At 74.0% G+C, this 19,921-nt stretch carries 17 protein-coding genes; 8 read left to right on the top strand and 9 right to left on the bottom strand.

The window, feature by feature from the left end:
• The first annotated feature begins 330 nt into the window (after window positions 1-330).
• The 5 genes from ACTJIY_RS05290 (at window position 331) to ACTJIY_RS05270 (ending at window position 5,421) form a co-directional block, all read left to right on the top strand.
• Window positions 331-831, top strand: coding sequence for a MarR family winged helix-turn-helix transcriptional regulator (locus tag ACTJIY_RS05290; protein ID WP_353708574.1), 501 nt, complete (start codon window positions 331-333; stop codon window positions 829-831).
• 62 nt (window positions 832-893) lie between these two features.
• The gene (locus ACTJIY_RS05285) at window positions 894-2,276 is read left to right on the top strand and encodes an MFS transporter (RefSeq protein ID WP_440673800.1); all 1,383 of its coding nucleotides are present in this window, start codon (window positions 894-896) and stop codon (window positions 2,274-2,276) included.
• A 217-nt stretch (window positions 2,277-2,493) separates the two neighbouring features.
• Window positions 2,494-3,441, top strand: a complete 948-nt coding sequence (locus tag ACTJIY_RS05280; RefSeq protein ID WP_353708572.1) for an ATP-binding cassette domain-containing protein — start codon at window positions 2,494-2,496, stop codon at window positions 3,439-3,441.
• Window positions 3,438-4,265, top strand: a complete 828-nt coding sequence (locus tag ACTJIY_RS05275) for an ABC transporter permease (RefSeq protein ID WP_253052869.1) — start codon at window positions 3,438-3,440, stop codon at window positions 4,263-4,265. Before ACTJIY_RS05280 ends, ACTJIY_RS05275 begins: the two co-directional genes overlap by 4 nt.
• A gap of 136 nt (window positions 4,266-4,401) precedes the next feature.
• On the top strand, window positions 4,402-5,421 hold the full coding sequence (locus ACTJIY_RS05270; protein ID WP_440673799.1) for a TetR/AcrR family transcriptional regulator: 1,020 nt from the start codon (window positions 4,402-4,404) through the stop codon (window positions 5,419-5,421).
• A 111-nt stretch (window positions 5,422-5,532) separates the two neighbouring features.
• On the opposite strand, the gene ACTJIY_RS05265 is transcribed toward ACTJIY_RS05270, so the two are convergent.
• Window positions 5,533-6,135 (bottom strand): NADPH-dependent F420 reductase, encoded by a 603-nt coding sequence (locus ACTJIY_RS05265; protein ID WP_440673798.1) that lies wholly within the window; start codon window positions 6,133-6,135, stop codon window positions 5,533-5,535.
• A gap of 118 nt (window positions 6,136-6,253) precedes the next feature.
• On the opposite strand from ACTJIY_RS05265, the gene ACTJIY_RS05260 reads away from it, so the two are divergent.
• On the top strand, window positions 6,254-6,739 hold the full coding sequence (locus tag ACTJIY_RS05260) for a MarR family winged helix-turn-helix transcriptional regulator (RefSeq protein ID WP_253052863.1): 486 nt from the start codon (window positions 6,254-6,256) through the stop codon (window positions 6,737-6,739).
• Between the two features lie 19 nt (window positions 6,740-6,758).
• On the opposite strand, the gene ACTJIY_RS05255 is transcribed toward ACTJIY_RS05260, so the two are convergent.
• Window positions 6,759-8,633, bottom strand: coding sequence for an ABC-F family ATP-binding cassette domain-containing protein (locus ACTJIY_RS05255; protein WP_440673797.1), 1,875 nt, complete (start codon window positions 8,631-8,633; stop codon window positions 6,759-6,761).
• A gap of 130 nt (window positions 8,634-8,763) precedes the next feature.
• Here ACTJIY_RS05255 and ACTJIY_RS05250 point away from each other — a divergent pair, with 130 nt between their 5' ends.
• On the top strand, window positions 8,764-9,936 hold the full coding sequence (locus tag ACTJIY_RS05250; protein WP_253052859.1) for a WXG100 family type VII secretion target: 1,173 nt from the start codon (window positions 8,764-8,766) through the stop codon (window positions 9,934-9,936).
• 10 nt (window positions 9,937-9,946) lie between these two features.
• Here the strand turns inward: ACTJIY_RS05250 and ACTJIY_RS05245 are convergent, their stop codons facing one another.
• From ACTJIY_RS05245 to ACTJIY_RS05220, 6 genes are all read right to left on the bottom strand, one after another.
• Entirely contained in the window at window positions 9,947-10,918 is a 972-nt protein-coding gene (locus tag ACTJIY_RS05245; protein WP_253052857.1) for a carbohydrate ABC transporter permease, read from the bottom strand.
• Window positions 10,908-11,795, bottom strand: coding sequence for a carbohydrate ABC transporter permease (locus tag ACTJIY_RS05240; RefSeq protein WP_253052855.1), 888 nt, complete (start codon window positions 11,793-11,795; stop codon window positions 10,908-10,910). Before ACTJIY_RS05240 ends, ACTJIY_RS05245 begins: the two co-directional genes overlap by 11 nt.
• A gap of 2 nt (window positions 11,796-11,797) precedes the next feature.
• Entirely contained in the window at window positions 11,798-13,144 is a 1,347-nt protein-coding gene (locus ACTJIY_RS05235; RefSeq protein ID WP_440673796.1) for an ABC transporter substrate-binding protein, read from the bottom strand.
• Between the two features lie 51 nt (window positions 13,145-13,195).
• Window positions 13,196-14,827 (bottom strand): FAD-dependent oxidoreductase, encoded by a 1,632-nt coding sequence (locus tag ACTJIY_RS05230; RefSeq protein ID WP_439159094.1) that lies wholly within the window; start codon window positions 14,825-14,827, stop codon window positions 13,196-13,198.
• On the bottom strand, window positions 14,824-15,966 hold the full coding sequence (locus ACTJIY_RS05225; protein WP_253052849.1) for a LacI family DNA-binding transcriptional regulator: 1,143 nt from the start codon (window positions 15,964-15,966) through the stop codon (window positions 14,824-14,826). The genes ACTJIY_RS05230 and ACTJIY_RS05225 overlap by 4 nt, the downstream gene beginning before the upstream one ends.
• Before the next feature lie 259 nt (window positions 15,967-16,225).
• Entirely contained in the window at window positions 16,226-18,217 is a 1,992-nt protein-coding gene (locus ACTJIY_RS05220) for a DUF1349 domain-containing protein (protein WP_439159093.1), read from the bottom strand.
• Between the two features lie 258 nt (window positions 18,218-18,475).
• On the opposite strand from ACTJIY_RS05220, the gene ACTJIY_RS05215 reads away from it, so the two are divergent.
• Window positions 18,476-19,498: an acetylxylan esterase gene (locus ACTJIY_RS05215; RefSeq protein WP_439159092.1), complete on the top strand. Its 1,023-nt coding sequence runs from the start codon at window positions 18,476-18,478 to the stop codon at window positions 19,496-19,498.
• Here ACTJIY_RS05215 and ACTJIY_RS05210 read toward each other — a convergent pair.
• Entirely contained in the window at window positions 19,495-19,908 is a 414-nt protein-coding gene (locus ACTJIY_RS05210; RefSeq protein ID WP_439159091.1) for a hypothetical protein, read from the bottom strand. The genes ACTJIY_RS05215 and ACTJIY_RS05210 overlap by 4 nt on opposite strands.
• Between the last annotated feature and the right edge of the window lie 13 nt (window positions 19,909-19,921).

The following is a 19,921-nucleotide window of genomic DNA, read 5'->3' as shown; positions in this document are numbered from 1 at the left end:
TGTTTTTGTTTTTTTTTCCTCCCCCCCCCCCCCCCCCCCCCCCCCCCCCCCCCCCCCCCCCCCCCCCCCCCCCCCGCCCGACGTTGTCTCACCCTGGTCGTCGCTCACCCGGGCAGCTGCCCGCGGTGACAGGTTCGCGACGACGGTCCGCGACGTGGCCGGCAAACGCGGTTCTACCCCGGTCGACCAGGGCTCTACCTCGTGCGACCACGGCTCTACCTCGCGCGACCAGGGCTCTACCTCGCGACGCCGGTTCTCCGACGGCGTGCGGTAACGACAGGCGAGCCGTCAAGAGTCTTGATGTCGAGACACGTCGAGTACCCTCGCGTCATGGAGCAGCAGCACGAGGACGAGGTCGACCGCATCGTCGCGGCGTGGCAGCGCGAGCGCCCCGACCTCGACGTCGAGCCGCTCACGGTGTTCTCGCGCGTCGACCGGCTCGCCCGGCACCTCGACCGCGCGCGGCGCACGGCGTTCGCGCGCGGGCACCTCGAGACGTGGGAGTTCGACGTCCTGTCCGCGCTGCGGCGGGCCGGCGAGCCGTACCGTCTGTCCCCCGGGGCGCTGGTCACGCAGACGCTCGTGACGAGCGGGACCATGACCAACCGCATCGACCGGCTCGAGGAGCGCGGGCTCGTGCTGCGCCGCCGGTCCCCCGACGACCGGCGCGGCGTGCTCGTGGAGCTCACGCCCGAGGGGCTGGAGCGCGTCGACACGGCGATGACCGACCTGCTCGCGGTGGAGGCCCGCATCCTCGACGCGCTGGAGCCCGGCGGCCGCCCTGCGCTCGCGGCGCTCCTGCGTACAGTCGTAGGACAGTTCGACGACTGACCGACGGCCCGGCTGACCGGGCGGGCGGCGTCGACGCGCCCGCACCCGGAGGTCACCGCCCGATGCCGCCGCCCCGGCCGCCCCGCCCGATCACGTTCCGCGGCGGGATCGACGGCGTGCTGCTCGTCGCGGTGCTGCTGGTCGCGGTCAACCTGCGCGCGCCGCTCACGGCGCTGCCGCCGGTCGTCGCGGACGTCGCGGCGGACCTGCACCTCACCGCGGCGGCCGCGGGCCTGCTCACGGGCATCCCCGTGCTCTGCTTCGCCGTGGCGACGCCGGCGGTCGCGGGGCTCCTGGGGCGGTCGTCGCTGCGCACCGCGATCGCGGTCGCGCTCGGGCTGATCCTCGTCGGGACGCTCCTGCGCTCGGCGGACCTCTCCGCCCTCGGCACGGCTGGCCTCGGCAGCGCCGGGACGTTCGCCGGGACGGTGCTCCTGGGGCTCGGCATCACGACGGCGAACCTCGCCGTCCCGATGATCGCGCAGCGCGACTTCCCCGGGCACGTCGCGACGGTGACGGGCCTGTACACGGCGGCGATCAACGTGGGGACCGTGGCGACGACCGCGCTCACCGCGCCCCTGGCCGACGCCGTCGGGTGGCGCTGGGCGCTCGCGTCCTGGTCCGTCCTCGCGGTCGTCGCGCTCGCGTGGTGGCTGCGCGCGGTCCCGCGCGAACCGAGCGGGCCCGGGCGGGCGACGACCACCCCGGCGAGCCGGCCGGCGTCGGGCACGACGGCACCCGACCCCGGAGAGCGGCCCGCACCGCACGACGCGGGTGGTGGGGACGACGGCGCCTCCCCCGACCCGGGCAGGCTCGCCTCCGCGGCCGCGGAGGGCGTCACGGGCACCGACCCCGCCGCCGCCCGCGAGCGCCACGTCCTCGCGACGCCGTTCACGTGGTGGCTGTGCGCGATGTTCGCGCTCCAGTCGTCGAGCTTCTACGCGCTCACGGCGTGGCTGCCGCTCATCCTGGAGGACCTGGCGGGGATCCCCCGCGCGGCGTCGGGCGGGGCGGCGTCGCTGTTCCAGGGGTTCGCGATCGTCGGCGGGCTCGCCGTGCCGCTCGCGGTGCGGCGATGGTCGTTGCGTCAGAGCTTCGCCGTGATCGCGGTGCTGTGGCTGACGCTGCCGGTCGGTCTGCTCGTCGCGCCGGACCTGTGGGCGGTGTGGGCGTCGATGGCCGGGATCGCACAGGCGGCGAACTTCGTGGTCATCTTCACGCTCGTCGCGCAACGCTTCCCGACCGTCCGCCGGGGACGTCAGGCCTCGGCGACGGTGCAGTCGGTGGGCTACTGCCTCGCGGCGGTCGCCCCGACCCTGGCCGGGGCCCTGCACACGGCGACCGGGACGTGGACGACGCCGGTCGCCGTCGTGCTCGGCGCGCTCGTGCTCATGACGGGGATCGGACTCGCCCTCACGGGATCCCCCCGCTCTCACGCGAGGTAGCCACCACCGCTCCACCTCGGGAGACCACGGCTCCACCCCGCGCGACCACGGGTCTACCTCGCGCGACCAGGGCTCTACCTCGTGCCCCGCCCCTCGGCGGGCACCCCGCCCTTGACCCGCGCGTCGAGGCGTGTTTATGGTGTACACGTCGTTTATGCCATACACGCCTGTGTGCGCCGCACACCGGCCAGCACGTCCGACCGAGAAGGAGAAGGCGATGACCGAACCGATGATCGCCGTGCAGGGGCTCGAGAAGTCCTACGGCGACCACGCCGTGCTGCGCGGCGTCGACCTGACCGTGCGCCGCGGCGAGATCTTCGCGCTGCTCGGGCCCAACGGCGCCGGCAAGACCACGACCGTCAACATCCTCACGACCCTCGTCCGCCCCGACGGCGGCACGGCCCGCGTCGCGGGGGCCGACGTCGTGCACGACGCGGCGCGCGTGCGCGAGACCATCGCGCTCACGGGCCAGTACGCGTCGGTGGACGAGTTCCAGACGGGCCGCGAGAACCTCGTCATGATGGGCGAGCTCGCCCACCTGCCCCGGCGCTCGGTGCGTCGACGCGCGGACGAGCTCCTCGCCCGCTTCGACCTCGCCGACGCCGCCGACCGCCGCGTCGGGACGTACTCGGGCGGCATGCGCCGCCGCCTCGACCTCGCGATCAGCCTCGTCGCCGACCCGGCCGTCCTCGTCCTGGACGAGCCGACGACGGGGCTCGACCCCGCCTCGCGCGCCCAGCTCTGGGACGTGGTGCGCGGCCTGGCGGCCGACGGCACGACGGTCCTGCTCACGACCCAGTACCTGGAGGAGGCCGACCGCCTCGCCGACACGATCGCCGTCCTGCACGACGGCCGCGTCGCCGCGCGCGGCACGGCCGCCGAGCTCAAGGCGCTCGTCGCCGGCGACCACGTCCGGGTCGCGTTCGACGACCCCGCGAGCCTCGCGGCCGCCGTCGGGCTCGCGCCGGCGCTGGGGCTCGCCCGCACGACCACGGACGACAAGGACCTGTCGCTCACCGCGCCGAGCGACGACCCCGTCCGCACGATCCGCGACGTCCTCGCCGCGGCCGACTCCCACGACCTCGCCGTCGTCGGGGTCAGCGTCGTCAAGCCCACGCTCGACGACGTCTTCCTCGCTCTGACCCGGAAGGAGGGCGCCCGATGAGCGCCACCACGCCCACGCTCGCGACGTCGCCCGCGCGCCCGCCGCGCACCGCCGCACGCGCCCGGCAGACACCCGCGACCGCCGCGCGCGACGTGCGGACGATGGTCGCGCGCGAGACGCGCCGCCAGCTCCGCAGCGTCGACGGCCTCATCACCGCGTTCGTGCTGCCCGTGATGATCATGCTGGTCTTCGTCGTCATCTTCGGCGGCGCGATCGGTGGGGACGACTACATCGACTACGTCGTCCCAGGCGTGCTCGTCATGTGCCTCGGGTTCGGCTCGGCGACGGCCGCCGTGGGGGTCGCGCAGGACATGACCTCGGGCACGATCGACCGGTTCAAGACGCTGCCGATCTTCGGGCCGTCCGCGCTGTGGGGGCACGTCGTGGCGAGCGTGGCGCGCAACCTCGCGTCCGCGGTCGTCGTCGTGGCCGTCGCGCTCGCGCTGGGCTTCCGGCCCGACGCCGGGCTCGGCGACTGGCTGGGCCTCGTCGCGTTCGCCGTGCTCGCGGTGCTCACGTTCACGTGGCTGAGCGTCGCGCTCGGGCTGGTGCTGAGCGTCGAGGCGTCGCAGTCGGTGAACTTCCTGTTCCTGTTCGTGCCCTACCTCAGCTCGGGCTTCGTCGAGATCGACACGATGCCCTCGTGGCTGCACGGCTTCGCCGAGAACCAGCCGTTCACGCCGATCATCGAGACCTTCCGCGGCCTCCTCGCGGGGTCGCCCGACGCGACGACGGTCCTCACGGCCGTAGCGTGGCTCGTGGGCTTCCTGGTCGTGAGCTGCGCCGCCGGCTCCGTCCTCTACCGCCGCCGAACGGCCCGCTGACCCCCTCCGCCGAGCAGGTGGTCCTGGCACGTCCAGCCGACCCGGACGAGCCAGGACCACCTGCTCGCGGCACCGGGACGGCCTGGTCGGCCACCGGTACGCACTGGTTCGGCACCGGTCGGGGGAGGATGAACCCATGACGGACGCACCCGACCTCCCGCCCCGGCTCGCGCTCGCGTGGGGCGTCGCCGAACGGCCCGAGCGCACGCCCAAGCGCGAGCTGAGCATCGAGCGGATCGTCGACACCGCCATCGAGATCGCGGACGCCGACGGGCTCGGCGCGGTCTCCATGGCGAAGGTCGCGCAGAGCCTCGGCTTCACGACGATGTCGCTCTACCGGTACGTGACGAGCAAGGACGACCTGCTGCTGCTCATGCAGGAGGCGGCGCTCGACGTCGAGTACCCGCCCGCGCACGAGCCCGCGGACTGGCGCGCGGAGCTGCGCGAGTGGGCGCAGTTCACCATGGCGGTGTTCGCGTCCCACCCGTGGTTCCTCGACATCCCGGTGACCGGCGCGCCGCTCACGCCGAACAACCTGCGCGGGGCCGACAGCGCCCTGCGCGCCCTGCGCTCCACGCCGCTCGACGACGAGGAGAAGATGTCGGTCATCCTGCTCGTGAGCGGCTATGCGCGGAACGCCGCCCGACTGCAGTCGGACCTGGCCCGCGCGGTCACCGAGGCCGGGGCCGACGAGACCGTCCTGGGCGGCGGCTGGGGCGGCGCGTTGCGCGACCTCGTCGACGAGGTGCGCTTCCCCTACCTGCGCCCGCTCGTGGAGGCGGGGACGTACGCCGAGGAGGGCGCGATCGACGACACCGCGTGGGGCCTCGAGCGCGTGCTCGACGGGATCGCGGTCTACGTGGACGCCCGCGCGGCCGGAGCCCCGGGCGCGGGGCGCCGCGCCCCGGCGTCCGACGACCCGCCGGCCCCGGCGGAGGCCGCGGGGACCGACCCGCGCGACGCCGTCGCCCCGGTCGAGATGGCCGTGCACGTCAAGGACCCGAAGGTGAAGAAGGCGACGCTCAAGCGGCGCGACGCCGAGCGCCGCGTCCGCGAGGCGCAGAAGAAGGTGCGCGAGCTCGAGAAGGCGCTGCGCGAGGCGGAGAAGGCCGAGCGCGAGACGGCGCGGGCTGCGGTGGAGAAGGCACGCGGCTGACCCAGGGGCGACACCGCCGCCTCCGCGAGAAAGCGACGCACCGCCGCGATCGCGCCCCCTGGGAACCAGAGGGCGTTCTCGCGGCGGTGCGTCGCTCTCTCGGCGACGAGCTCACTCGGCGAGCGCGAAGCCCGTCGTCCAGGACGTCTTCTCCGCCGCGGCGAGCGTGAGCTGCAGGAAGCCGAGGGCCTCGAGCTCGTGCGCGCGCTTCAGCGACCCCGCGTCGACCACGCGGACGCCGGCGACGGCGCCGGCGAGCGCCGCCTTGGCCTCCGCGTCGTCGCCCGCGACGAGGACCGTCGTCGGGAGCGGGCCGACCTGCCCGGAGGCGAGGGTCGCGGCGAAGTTGGTGTTGAACGCCTTGAGCACGCGCGCGCCGGGAACGCGCTGCTGGAGCTGCGCCGCGGCCGACGAGCCGTCGGGCACGACGAGGGAGTCGAAGGTGGCGAAGTCGAGCGGGTTGGTGATGTCGACGACGACCTTGCCGTCGAGGCGGTCGGCGTAGAGGTCGACGACCTCCGCCACGGCCCCGTACGGGAGGGCGAGGACAACGACGTCGCCGGTGAGCTCGTCGCCGATCGTGCCGGCCGCGACCCGGGGGTCGAGGTCGGTCGCCTCGCGCGTGAGGACCTGCACCGCGCTGCCCGCGGCGAGCGCGAGACCGGCGATCGCCGAGCCCATGGTGCCGGCTCCGATGATGGTGATGCTGCTCATGGTGGCTTCCTTCCTCTGCCGGCCGCCCGGTCGGCTCTTAGTTGTTGCTACAACCATCACCGTACGGGGCTAAACTTGTAGCGTCAACTATTACGATGGTCACACCGGAGGAGGCACCATGACGACAGAACCCCGCTGGCTCGACGACCGGCAGCTCGACGCGTGGAAGCGGCTCGTGGCCGTGGTCGAGCTGCTCCCGGGCGTCCTGGACTCCCAGCTCCGGCGCGACGCCGACCTGAGCCACTTCGAGTACTACGTGCTCGCCATGCTCTCCGAGGCACGCGACCGCACCCTGCGCATGACCGACCTCGCGGGGGCCACCAACGCGACCCTCCCCCGGCTCTCCCACGTCGTGGCCCGGCTCGAGAAGCGCGGGCTCGTCGAGCGCGTCCCGTGCCCCGAGGACCGGCGCGCCACCAACGCGCACCTCACCGACGCCGGGTGGACCAAGCTCGTCGCGACGGCGCCGGGCCACGTCGCGACCGTCCGCGACCACGTGATCGACGCGCTCACGCCCGACCAGGTCGAGCAGCTCGACGCCATCGCGGGCGCGATCCTCCAGCGCGTGGACCCCGACGACCGCATGGGCTTCCTGCGCCGCTGACCGCGGGCGCCCGGACTCGTCAGCCCGCGACCTCCGCCGCCTCGAGCCAGGCCGCCTCCAGCTCGTCCTTCTCGGCCGCGAGCGCGCGCAGCTCGGCGTCGAGCTCCGCGACCGCGGTGAAGTCCGTCGCGTTCGCGGCGATCTTCTCGTGCAGGCGGCCCTCGGCCTCGGCGATCTTCGACAGCCTCCGCTCGATGCGGTTGATCTCCTTCTTCGCGGCCCGGACCTCGGCGGCGCTCGGACCGGCCAGGTCGGGCGCGTCCTGCGCGCCGTCCGCGCCGCCGTCGGCCCCGGCGCCCGCCGCGGGCGCGAAGCCGCTCGACGACGCTCCCGCCCCCGCGAGCGCCGCGCGCCGCAGCTCGAGGTACTGCTCGACGCCGCCCGGCAGGTCCCGCACCTTGCCGTCCCCGAGCAGCGCGACCTGGCGGTCCGCGACGCGCTCCAGCAGGTAGCGGTCGTGCGAGACGACGATCAGCGTGCCGGGCCAGCCGTCGAGCAGGTCCTCGAGCGCGGCGAGCGTGTCGGTGTCGAGGTCGTTCGTCGGCTCGTCGAGCAGGAGCACGTTGGGCTCGGCGACGAGCAGTCGCAGGAGCTGGAGGCGGCGGCGCTCGCCGCCCGAGAGGTCGCGCACGAGGGTCTGCGACCGCTCGCGCGTGAACCCGAGCCGCTCGACGAGCTGGGACGCCGTGAGCTCCTTGCCGTCCACGACGACCGACCGCTTCTCGTCCTCGATCACCTGGATCACGCGGGACCCGGCGATGTCGTCGAGCTCGCCGACGTCCTGGGACAGCTCGGCGACGTGGACCGTCTTGCCGCGCTTGACGCGGCCCGCGTCGGGCTCGCGCCGCCCGGCGAGCAGGGCGAGGAGCGTCGTCTTGCCCGCGCCGTTGACCCCGACGACGCCGTACCGGTCGCCGGGCCCGAGGCGCCACGTGACGTCGTCGAGCAGCACGCGCTCGCCCGCGTCCTCTCCGGGCGCACCGCGCCGCGGGACCGCGACGGTGACGTCCTCCAGGTCGAGCACGTCCTTGCCGAGCCGCTTGGTCGCGGTGCGCGTGAGCTCGAGCGTGTCGCGCGGGGGCGGCACGTCGGCGATGAGCGCCGCGGCCGCGTCGAGGCGGAACTTGGGCTTCGACGTGCGCGCGGGCGCCCCGCGGCGCAGCCACGCGAGCTCCTTGCGCAGCAGGTTGTCGCGCTTCTCCGCCGCGACGGCGGCGGTCCGCTGGCGCTCGGCGCGCGCGAGCACGTAGGCGGCGTACCCGCCCTCGTAGCCCTCCACCGCGCCGGAGCCGTCGCCACGCACCTCCCACATGCGCGAGCAGACGGCGTCGAGGAACCAGCGGTCGTGGGTCACCACGACGAGCGCGCCCTTCGCGCCCGGGCGCGCGAACCGGTCGCCCAGGTGCGCGGCGAGCCACGCGACGCCCTCGACGTCGAGGTGGTTCGTGGGCTCGTCGAGGAACAGCACGTCGTGGTCGGCGACGAGGAGGGCCGCGAGCGCGACGCGGCGCCGCTGCCCGCCCGACAGCGTGTCCGCGGGAGCGTCGAGGTCGAGGTCGGCCAGCAGGCCGGCGTGAACGGTGCGGACGCTCGCGTCCGACGCCCACGCGTGCGTCGCGGCGTCGCCGTGCACGAGGTCGCGGATCGTCGCGCCGGTGCCGACGTCGTCGCGCTGGTCGAGCAGGCCCACCCGCAGCCCGCCCACCCGGGTGACCCGGCCGACGTCGGGCTGCTGCGTGCCCGCGAGCAGGCGCAGGAGCGTGGACTTGCCGGCGCCGTTGGGGCCGACGATGCCGACGCGGTCGCCGTCGTCGAGGCCGAGCGAGACGTCGTCGAGCAGGGTGCGGGTGCCGACGGTCAGCGAGATGCCGTCGGCGCCGAGAAGGTGAGCCACGCCGTCGAGGGTAGTCGGACGGGCGACCGCGTCGTGCCCGCGCCGGCGATGGGGACCCCTCCCCCTTGCCGCGGCGGTCGAGGTGTCCGAGGGTGGCTGGAGCATCCGTCTCGTCCGACCAAGGGATCCCATGTCGTTCTACGGCGCCGACGTCGCCGCGCTCCGCGGTCTCGCGAACACCTTCCAGGACCGCGCGGCGGCGCTGGACGCCCTGACGGCGTCGCTGCGTGCCGCCGTGACCGCGACCCCGTGGGCCGGTCCGGACGCGGACGCCCTGCGCGCACGCTGGCACGGCGAGATGGAGGCGGCCCTGCGCTCGGCGTCCGGCCTGCTCGACGACGGCGCGCAGCGGCTGCGCACCCAGGCCGAGCAGCAGGAGGGCGCGAGCGCCGCGGACGGCGGGTTCTCCGGCGGTGGCGGCTCCGGGGGCGCCGGCGGCGGCCGCACCGACCCGCCGTGGATCCCCAGCCTTCCCGGCATCCCTCGACCGCCGACGCTGCAGGAGCCGCCGCCCACGATCGTGGCGACGGAGCACGTCGTGTACGAGCAGGGCGGCGGCGTCGGTCCGTTCGAGGGGACCGCGGGCGTCGAGTACCGCATCGACGAGCTCTCCGACGGGACGTTCCGGGTCACGCAGCTCGCCGGCATGACCGGCGGCGTCGGCGCGGGCACTCCGACCCCGTACGTCGAGGCCCACGCGAACGAGCACGACGTGAACCTGGGCGGCCAGGCGAGCGCGTCCGGGGGCGCCGTGCTCAACGTGGGGACCGAGTACACCTTCCAGTCCCAGGACGAGGTCGACGAGTTCCTCGCCTACCAGCGGCGTCAGACGATGCACTACATGGGCCCGCAGCTCGGGTCGTACGAGCCCCCCGCCCCCGACGCCACGATCGTCGAGGGCGGTGCCTACGCGACCGGCTCGGGCGGGGCGGCGATCGTGCCCATGGCCGGTGGCAGCGCCGAGGTACCCGTCGAGGGCCTCGTCGGGACGCGCGTCGAGCACGGCACGGGTCTCACGACCGTCTACGTCCGCGGCGAGGCGGGCGCGAGCATCGAGGGGACCGGGATGATCCCGGGCAGCCAGGACGTCGGAGGGCCCGGGGTCTACGCGGTCACGTACGACGCGCAGGGGAACGTCGTGCCCAACCCGCCGAGCTCCCTCGTCACGACGCCCCCCGGCGGGACGGTCGTGAAGGAGGAGCGCCTCGGGTTCTCCGCCGGCACGCCCCTGCCCGTCGTCGGCGGCGGGAGCGTCACGGCGGGCGGGACGCGCACCCGCACCGAGTACCCCGGCCAGGGCTGATCGGCGGCCCCTACTTCAGTCCCGTGTGTGCCAGGCCCTGGACGAACTGCTTCTGGGCGACGAGGAACACCGCGAGGACCGGCAGGACCGTGAGCGTCGTCGCGGCGAGCTGGACGTTCCACATCGGGCCGCCGTAGGCGTCGACGTACTGCGTGAGCGCCTGCGGGAGCGTGAACCGGTCCTTGCTGGACAGGTACACGATCGGCTCGAGGTACAGGTTCCACGACTTGAGGAACGTGAAGATCGCGACGGCCGAGATCGCCGAGCGCGACAGCGGGAACGCGATGCGCCAGAAGATCCCCCACCGCCCGAGGCCGTCCATGCGCCCCGCCTCCTCGAGCTCGCCGGGGAGCCCGAGGAAGAACTGGCGCATGATGAACGTCGCGAGGACGCTGGGTGCCCCGAGGATCGGGATGACCACGAGCGGCCAGTGCGTGTCGATGAGCCCGAGCGAGTTGACCATCCGGAACAGCGGGACGATCGTCACCTCGGAGGGCACGAGCAGCCCGACGAGCACGAGCAGGAACAGCGCGTTCGCCCCGGGGAACCGGATCCGCGCGAACGCGTACCCGGCCATCGAGGACACGAGGATGGTCCCGACCGTGACGAGCGCCGCGATGTAGAGGCTGTTCCAGTACTGCTGCGCGAACGGCTGCAGCCGGAACACGTCCCCGTACGCCGCGAACGACGGGTCCTGCGGCCACAGCGTCGGCACGGCCCGCAGGATCTCGCTCATCGGCTTGAGGCTCGACGTCGCCATCCACCACGTGGGGAACACGAAGGGGATGCTCAGCACGACCAGCAGCGCCACGAGCGCCCAGCGTCCCCACCGGCGCCGCGAGCGCGCGGCGCGGTCGCGGCGCGCGGGGGCGTGCCGCCCCCCGTCCGGGCCCTCGCCGCCCCGGCCCGATGCCGCGGGCCGGGCAGCGTCGGCGTCCGCACCCGGGAGCGTGGCCGGGCCGGGCATCACGTCAGACTTCATGGAAGACCCACCTCTTGCGCGTCTGCCACTGCACGAGTGTCAGGACGAGGACGATGACGAACAGCAGGACGGAGATCGCGCTCGCGTAGCCGAAGTCGTTGAAGCGGAACGCCTGCTGATACAGGTAGTAGACGAGCACCGTGGTCGAGTTGCCGGGCCCGCCGCCCGTGAGCACGGCGATCTGGGCGAACACCTCGAGCGAGCCGACGATCGTGAGGATCGAGACGAGCAGCACGGTCGGGCTGATGAGCGGGAGCGTGATCGACCGGAAGCGCCGCCACGCGCCCGCGCCGTCGAGGCGCGCGGCCTCCTGGACCTCCTCCGGCACCCCCTGCAGCGCCGCGAGGAACAGGATCATGTTGAGGCCGACGTTCTTGAACACCTGGACGACGATCACCGAGATCATGGCCGTCGTCTCGCCGCGCAGCCAGTTCGGTCCCTCGATGCCGAGCAGCGACAGGAACCCGTTGATCCCGCCGTCCGCCTGGAGCAGGAAGCTCCACACGATCGTCCACGCGACGAGCGACACGACCACGGGCGAGAAGAAGAAGGTGCGGAACGTCGTCGTGCCCGGGAGCTTCTGGTTGAGCAGCACCGCGAGGAGCAGCGCGAGCGAGATGTTGAGGACCACGAGCCCGACCGAGAACCACAGGCTCGCGAGGAGCGAGTCGCGCAGGCCGGGGTCGGAGAGCATGCGCTCGTAGTTGTCGGCGCCCGCGAACGTGAACGTGTTCGCGAGGACGTTCCACTCGTGCAGCGAGTACCAGACGACGGCGACCAACGGCGCGACGACGAACGCGAGCGCGCCGAGCACGGCGGGCGCGACCATGGTGTACCCCACGGCCGCGTCCCGTCGTGCGAGTGCGGAGGACGCCACGCTCAGTCCTCGAGCAGGGGCTGGATCGCCGCGCACGTGTCGGCGAGCACGCCCTCGACGTCGGCGTCCGCGGTCCACAGCGCGTCGAGCTGGGCCCGCACCGTGTCCTGCAGCTTGGCGAAGTTCTGGTGCGACGGCTTGGTCACGGCGCCCTGGATGCCGTCGACGACGACCGCCTGGAGCTGGGTCTCGCTGAGCTTCGGGTTCGCCGCGCCGAGCGTCTCCGCGTTCAGGAGCGACTCGCGCGGGGGCGGGAAGTACGCGGCGAGCGTCTCGGCGTTCTCGGGGTTGGTGAACCACGCCAGGAAGTCGGCGGCGACGTCCGGGTGCTCGCCCGCCGCGAAGACGCCGATGCCCGCCTGGCCGATGACGTTCTGCTGACCCGCGGGACCGGCCGGGAGCGGCACGACGTCCCACGCGAACGAGTCGTCGAGCGCGGACGCGCGGCTGATCTGCGTGATCGTCATCACGGAGTCGCCCGCGAAGAAGTCGGCCGTCGTGCCCGGGCCGGGCATCGCCTTGTCGACGAACGTCGCGTCGTGGATCCACGTGAGCGCGTCGACCATCTCGGGGTCGGTGAACGTGCACTGCGTGCCGTCCTCGCTCCACGGCGCCGCGTCCCAGCCGTCCCAGATCGTCGACAGGTTCTCCCACACCTTGAAGTCGAAGTCGCGCACGACGAGCCCCTGCTTGCCCGAGGTCGCGGCGGCGGCCGCGGAGATGTCGCGGGCCTGGTCGTAGGTCCACTCGCCCGACGCGACGAGGTCGGCCGGGTTCGGCTGGCCCGCGGCGGCGACCTGGTCGGTGTTGACGAACATCGCGAACGGCGAGTTGGAGAACGGATAGGCGTAGAGGCCGCCGTCCTTCTCCCACAGCGCGAGCGAGGAGTCCAGGAGGTCGTCGAACTCGTACCCCTCGGTCTCCTGGAGCTTCGGGGCGACGTCCACGAGGGCGCCGCTCGCGACGAACTCGGGCGCGTAGCTCTCGAGGATCCATGCGAGGTCGGGGGCGTTGCCGCCCGCGAGCTGCGTCGTGAGGGACGTCGTGTAGTCCTCGAACGGGATCGTCTCGAACGTCACGCCCGAGACGAGGTCGGGGTTCTCGGCGACGTACGCGTCGGCGATCTCCTGGAACTGCGCGAGCTGTGTCTCGTCGGCCGTCCAGACCGTCATGCGCAGCTCGACGGGCTCGCTCGGCGTGCTCGGCTCGCCCGCGACGTCGTCGCCGCCGCCGGAGCACGCGGTGAGGACGAGGGCGAGCGCGACGCCGCCTGCGGCCAGGGGTGCGCTCACGAGGCGGTGTCGGGGGCGGGCCGGGCGGGGTGCACGGCGCGGGGTCAGGGGGGTCATCAGTTCTCCTTCGGACTGAGGTGGGCGTGTCGGGTGCGGGCGGGGCCCGCGTCAGTAGGGGTGCGCCTCGGCGGGCCAGCGCAGCTCGACGCCGGCCCGGACGAGCTCGTCCTGGTAGTCGGCGAGCAGGTCGGCCTTGGACTGGACGGCGTGCGGCGTGCGCCCGGTCGCGAGGCAGTGGGCCGCGAGGTGGCCGGCGGCCTCGCCGATGTTCCACTCGACCGGGTGCAGGCGGTAGCAGCCGTTGGTGATGTGCGTCGTGCCGATGTTCTTGTTGGCCGCGAGCAGGTTGGTCACGCGCTGCGGCAGCAGCGCGCCGAGCGGGATCTCGAACGGCGTCGAGGCGACGTCGATGTACGTGTCGCCGCCCGTGGAGGGGTGCAGGTCGATCCGGTACATGCCGACGCCGACCGAGTCGTCGTAGCGCGTCGCGCCCCGGTCGCCGCGCACGGCGTACGAGACGTCGTTCTCCGTCACCGTCGTCACCGCGCGCAGGCGGCGCGACTCGCGGTGGTAGGCCGCCTGCGCGAGGCCGTCGGCCGAGCCCATGACGTCGGGCCGCAGGCGCAGTCCGGGGAACCCCGTCCCGCCGTCGGGGCGGGGTGCCTCGGTCTGCATCCAGTACAGCATCGACAGACTGAGCTGACGGGCGTCGGCGATCCGCGCCTCCTCGACGTCGCGCGGCACGTCGAGCACCGGCGCGAGGAAGTAGTCGATGCTCGGCCAGTTCACGAGGCACAGGTCGCTCGCGTAGTGGCCGGGCGCGAACAGGTCGCGCGCCGCGATGCGCCGGAAGGTCCACAGGTTGCCGTCGCCCGGGTTCTTCGACTGGTCGGCGTCGACGGCCCGTGCGTCGTCGCCCGGGTTCGGCGTGAAGGACCGCACGTCCATCGCGAGCGTGCGCGGGTTCGGCGCCTCCCACGACAGCATGCGCCGCCCGTTCCACGGGCCCGGGGTGTACGTGCTCCAGAAGTCGTAGCGCTCGGGGCGGTCGATCGTGTGGTCGCCGTCCACGTGCTCGACGGCGAAGCACACGCTCAGCGCCTGCACGTTGTCGGGCTGCGCCTCGTCCGGCGCGCTCGGCTCCCCGGTCTCGCGGTTCGACTCGAACCCCGTGACGTACTCCGTGCCCGTGAGCGGCAGGAGCTCGCCCGTCTCGGTCGCGTCGACGACGAACGCCGCGTGCACCGTCACGGTCGCGCCCGCGGCGTCGGCGGTGACCGGGGCGAGCGTCACGGAGGTGACGCGGTCGCCGTCGGTGGTCGCCGCCGTCGGGCGCACGCGCTCCAGGAGACGGATACGGCCCGCGGACCGCCACGGGGCGAGCATCTCCTCGAGCACCCCGACCGCGACGCGCGGCTCGTGGCACAGCTTGGAGACCCAGCCCGCGCCGGGGTTGAGGGCGTCCCACGAGCGCGCGGCGTCCGTGAGCGGGTACGAGCGGCGGTACACGTCGCGGATGCCGTCGCGCAGCGCGCGGTAGCGCGCGGTCACGCCGAAGCGCTCGACCCACGCGCTCTCGTCCGGCGGCACCGCCTGGGACGTGAGCTGCCCGCCGATCCACGGGTGCTCCTCGGTGAGGACGACGCGGGCGCCCCGCTCCGCGGCCGCGAGCGCGGCGGCGACGCCGCCGAGCCCGCCGCCGACGACGAGGACGTCTGCCTGGAGGTCTGGATGGGTCACGCTGGTTCCGTTTCTCTGGTGCTCGGGTGCTCTGAGGTCGGCAAGGACGATCTGGCCCCGGGGGGCGGCGCGGGCGGTGGCGCGGCGACGGTCTCGCCGTCGACGTCGACGCACTCGAGGAGCTGGTGCAGCTCGTCCTCGGGGACCCGGGCGGCGCGCGCGGACCTGCGGTCGGAACGGCCCGAGCCGGACTCGGCGACGAGACGCGAGAGCAGGACGAGGGCGCGTGCCCCCATCTCCTCGCGCGGGATCGAGAACCCGGACCACCGGCGACCGCCCGGACGCCCGTGGTGGGGCTGGCCCAGGAGGAGGAAGGAGACGTCGTCGGGCACGCGGACCCCGCGCCCCTCGAGCTCGTCGACGAGCTCCTCGGGGTAGTTCTCGGGGGCGACGACGACGGCCGTGAGGCGCTGGTCGACGATCTCCGCGGCCGTGGCCGGGACGTCGTCGAGCTCGACGAAGCGCACGGTGAGCCCGTGCGCCTTCATCGTGGCGCGGTAGGCGTCGACGCGGTCGAGCGTCGGCTGGTCGGTGCCGCGCGGCCCGACGTAGCCGATGCGCTCGTGGCCGAGCGTGACGAGGCGCTCGACCTGGCGCGCCGTCGCCGCGACGTAGTCGGCGCCGACGTAGGGCAGGCGCCCGCCGTCGCTCCCGCGCTTGCCGATGAAGACGAACGGGTAGTTGGTGTCGAGCAGGTGCTGGAGCTCGCCCCGGTCCTCGTGCTGGCCGAGCAGCAGACAGCCGTCGGCGATCCCGAGGCGCTGCCAGCCGTCGCGCGTGAGCCGGCGCCGGCCGTCGACGACGCGCGCGCTCGTGAACAGCAGGATGTCGATGCCCAGCTTCTCGGCCGCGTGCTCGATGCCGACCAGGAACGGGCCGTAGAAGTCACGGCCGGCGCGCGGGAACGTCGCCTCGTAGGTGAAGACGCCCAGGATCTGGTTGTGCCCGCCCGCGAGGCGCTGGGCCACGGGGTTCGCCGAGTAGCCGGTGATGCGGATCGCGTCGAGCACGCGCTGACGGGTCTCCTCGCTGATCCGCACCCCGGCGGGCGTGCTGTCGTTCAGCACGAACGAGACCGTCGCCTGGCTGACGCCGGCCATGGCGGCGACGTCGGCCTGGGTGATGCGGTGCCTCGGCATGGATCCTCCTCGATCACGTCGTCGATGACGTGCGAGGAGTCTCGCCAGAGCGGCGCGTGCGGGTCAACGCAGTAATACGCATTATTACGTCGCGAACGCTGGCACTCCGGGCCTCGGTCCGTCGCCGGTGATCCGCATAATCGGAGGCGCGACGGTCGCCGCCGCCCCGGCGGGCGTCCGCCGGAGGATGCACGACGGGCCCAGGGACGCACCTCCGAGGTGCATCCCTGGGCCCGCTGTGCGGTGCTCGTCGGCCGCGCTACCCGCAGGTCAGCGCGTCGTAGGTCGCCGAGGTCGAGCCACGCCCGACGCCGTCCGGCCCGGCGACGTCGACCCTCGCCTCCCCGGCCGCGACCGACGTCGAGCGCGTCGCGAAGGACTGGTAGGCGCTGCGCCCGGGCGCGACGTCGGCCACGGTGCGCTCGCCGAACGGCGTCACGAGCCGGACCGTCGCCGCGGCGTCCCCCTCGTTGCGCGCGGTCACCGCGACGTACGCGCGGCCCGCGAGGCAGCGCGTCACGGCCTGCACCTCGACGGCGGGCGCGTCGTCGTCGCACGCGGCCGCCTCCTCGGCGGTCGGGGTCCACCGGAACCAGTCGAACGACGCGACGATCTCCGGCGGCGTCGCGGAGCCGCGCATCGCGAACGGCCCGACGCCCGTCGCACCGAGCGCCGCGACGTCCACGGTGCGGCCCCAGGGCGCGAACTCGACGCCGTCGACCGACACCGACGCCTGCACGGCGCTCCCGTCGCTCGTGAGGCGCAGCCAGAAGGTCTCGCCGAGCCCTGCCGGCGGGACGACCGAGTCGAACCCCGTGTTGCGGTCGGTGCCGTTCTGGCGCCAGATGAACTCGAGGCGCGGGCCGAGCGAGCCGTGCACGAGGTCGAGCTTCGCGTAGTTCGCGTCGTCGCGGTACAGGAGCAGCCCGCCCTGCTGGAAGCGCTCGGTCGGGGAGACGGAGACGGCCGTCGTGACCTCCCACGGCCCGTCCGGGACCGCCTGCAGCGGCAGCGACGCGCCCGCGACGCCGGTCGGGTAGGTCGGGACGCGCAGCGCGCCGTCCACGAGCTCGTGGCGAGCGGTGCCCGCCCGGACGACCGACCAGAGCGCCGGGTCGAGGGACTCGCCGTCGAACTCGTCGGACGCGGCGCCGCTGCACTGCTCGCGCAGCGGGTCGGGGTCCTGGCCTGGCTCGGGCGGGCGGACGGCGTCGGGGTCGCGCTGCGCCCACGCGATCGTCGCGCCCAGCCGGTCGCCGGACTCGTAGAAGAGGTAGGTCTCGTCGCCGTCGGTCACGATCTCGGGCGCAGCCACCCGCCCGGTGTCGTCACCGACGCCGCTGGCCCGGTGCAGCTCCCAGCGCGGCCCGACCTCGGTCATCGTCGGGTCGAGCGTGCGGGCGAACGTGATGCCCGTGGACCCGTGGTAGACCACGTAGAGCTGGCCCTCCCACTCCCACAGGTTGCCGCCGGACACGTTCGTGCCGGTCGCGGCGTCGGGCACGACGAGCGGGTCGGGCCGCACGTCCCAGGTCTTGCCGTCGACCGACTCGGCCACCTTGATGCGCCGGATGTTGTCGGTCCGGTTCTGCATGTACGTCATGGCGAACCGGTAGCCGGACGACGGGTCCGGGTGCTCGACGACGCGCGCGTACGACGTCTCGGTGGTCCCGGCACCGCCGTCGGCGTTGGTGACCGCGATCCCGGAGTCGTCGAACGTCACGCCGTCGGGCGACGTCGCCCACCGCGTCGTCGAGTTCTCGCCGTGGAAGTACAGCAGCACCTCGTCGGCCGCGTCGTCCCACAGGACGTCGGGCGACGAGACGTGCGAGACCCGCTCGTAGAAGGGCAGCCACTCGTTCGCGACGATCGGGTTGTGCGCGTACTCCGTCCACGGGCCCTCGAGCGAGTCGGCGTACATGAGCGAGATCCCGCCCGGGGAGTCGTGCGGGGCGTAGTAGAGGTACCACTCCCCCAGCGGGTCGTCGAGGTACGCGCCCGCGTGGAAGACGCTCGGGAAGATGAACTCGTCCGTCGGGTTGTAGATCATCGACTCCTTGTCGGTGACCACGCCGCGGTACTCGAACACGGGCAGGTCGGACGCGGACGGGCCGTCGGCCGTCGCCCCGGTCGTCGCCCCGGTCGTGGTGACGGCCGTGACCGCGGGCGGCGGTCCCGCGGCGAGGGCCGCCGCGGGGACGACCGCCCCGGCGGCGAGGACCGCCGTCAGGGTGGCGACCGCCGTCGCCACGGCGCGCGGTCTGCGGCGTGGTGCTGCTGCTCGGGTTCTCACAGGGGACCTCCGTCGGTTCCTCGCCGGCGGCGTCGTCGCCGCCGGGCGCCACGTGGAGACGTGGGCTGCTGGCAGTGTCGCCGGACGGGCACGGCGCAGGTCAAAGGGATGATGCGCATTATTAGCGTCCTCACGGTGCGCCGGGCCTCGACGCTAGAGTCGTCCCGACCGCACCTGAATGTCGGACATCAGACGTATTGACCGGAGGATCGCCCCGTGCCGCTCTTCGACCTGCCCCTCGCCGAGCTCGAGACCTACGCCCCCGTGCTCGACGAGCCCGCCGACCTCGACGCCTTCTGGGCGCGGACCCTCGCGGAGTCGCGCGAGGCGGGCGGGGACCCGGCCGGGACGGTGCGGCTGGAGCGCGTGGAGACCGGCCTCGACCTGGTCGTCGTCGACGACGTGACGTTCCCCGGGTTCGCCGGCCAGCCCGTCAAGGCGTGGCTCGTGCGGCCCGCCGAGGCCGCCCGCGCCGCCGCGGCCGGCGACGACGCCCCGCTGCCCGCGGTCGTCGAGTTCCTCGGGTACGGCGGCGGTCGCGGGCTGCCCCACGAGCACCTCGCGTGGGCGAACGCCGGGTACGCGCACCTCGTCGTCGACACGCGCGGGCAGGGCAGCCAGTGGGGCAGCGGCGGCGGCACGCCCGACCCGGCCGGGTCGGGGCCCGCCGTCCCGGGCGTCCTCACGCGCGGCATCGAGGACCCGCACGACCACTACTACCGCCGCGTCTTCACCGACGGCGTGCGGGCGGTCGACGCCGTGCGCTCGGTGCCCGGCGTCGACCCCGAGCGCGTCGCCGTGCACGGCGTGAGCCAGGGCGGCGGCATCGCCATCGCCGTCGCGGGCCTCGCCGACGGGCTCGTCGCGGCCCTCCCGGACGTCCCGTTCCTGTGCCACTACCGCCGCGCCGTCGAGATCACCGACCGCGACCCGTACCGCGAGCTGACGCGCTACCTCGCCGTCCACCGCGACGCGGAGGAGACCGTGTTCCGCACGCTGTCCTACCTCGACGGGGCGGTGCTCGGCCGCCGCGCCACCGCGCCGGCGCTGTTCTCCGTCGCGCTCATGGACCAGGTCTGCCCGCCGTCCACCGTCTACGCGGCGTACAACGGCTGGGGCGCGGCCGCCGGGGCGGCGCCCGAGGCCGAGCGCGCGATCGACGTCTACCGCTACAACGAGCACGAGGGCGGCCAGGGCTACCGCTTCGCCCGTCAGCTCGCCTGGCTGCGCGACCGCTAGACCGCCGGGCCGGGCGACTGCGCGGACGCGCCGCCCGGGGCGGCGCCCAACCGGCGCAGCGCGACGGCCTGGGAGCCCGCGAACAGCCCGACGTCCGCCGCGACCGCGAGGACCGCGAGCAGCACGAGGACGCCCGCCGTCGTCGCCGAGAACGCGGCGACGGCAGCGGCGGCGACGACGTTCGCGACCATGACCGTGCGGAGGGCGACGCGCAGCCGCAGCCGCGCAGCCATCCAGGCGACGGCGGCCGCCCAGACCACCACCGCGACCCCGATCCCCGCGACGACCGGCACCGGCACTCCCAGCGCCGGCGCCCACGACGGAGCGAGTGCGGCGACCGCGCCGCCGAGCACGAGGCAGTACGCGGCGTCGAGCCGCAGGCTGCGCAGTCCGAGCCTGTCCCCTGACATGACGGCGACACTA

Origin of the sequence: Cellulosimicrobium sp. 22598, from assembly GCF_052044445.1 — a bacterium.
Taxonomy (GTDB): domain Bacteria; phylum Actinomycetota; class Actinomycetes; order Actinomycetales; family Cellulomonadaceae; genus Cellulosimicrobium; species Cellulosimicrobium cellulans_G.
Note: the sequence above shows the minus strand (reverse complement) of the source record. Positions and strands in the feature narration are given on the sequence as shown.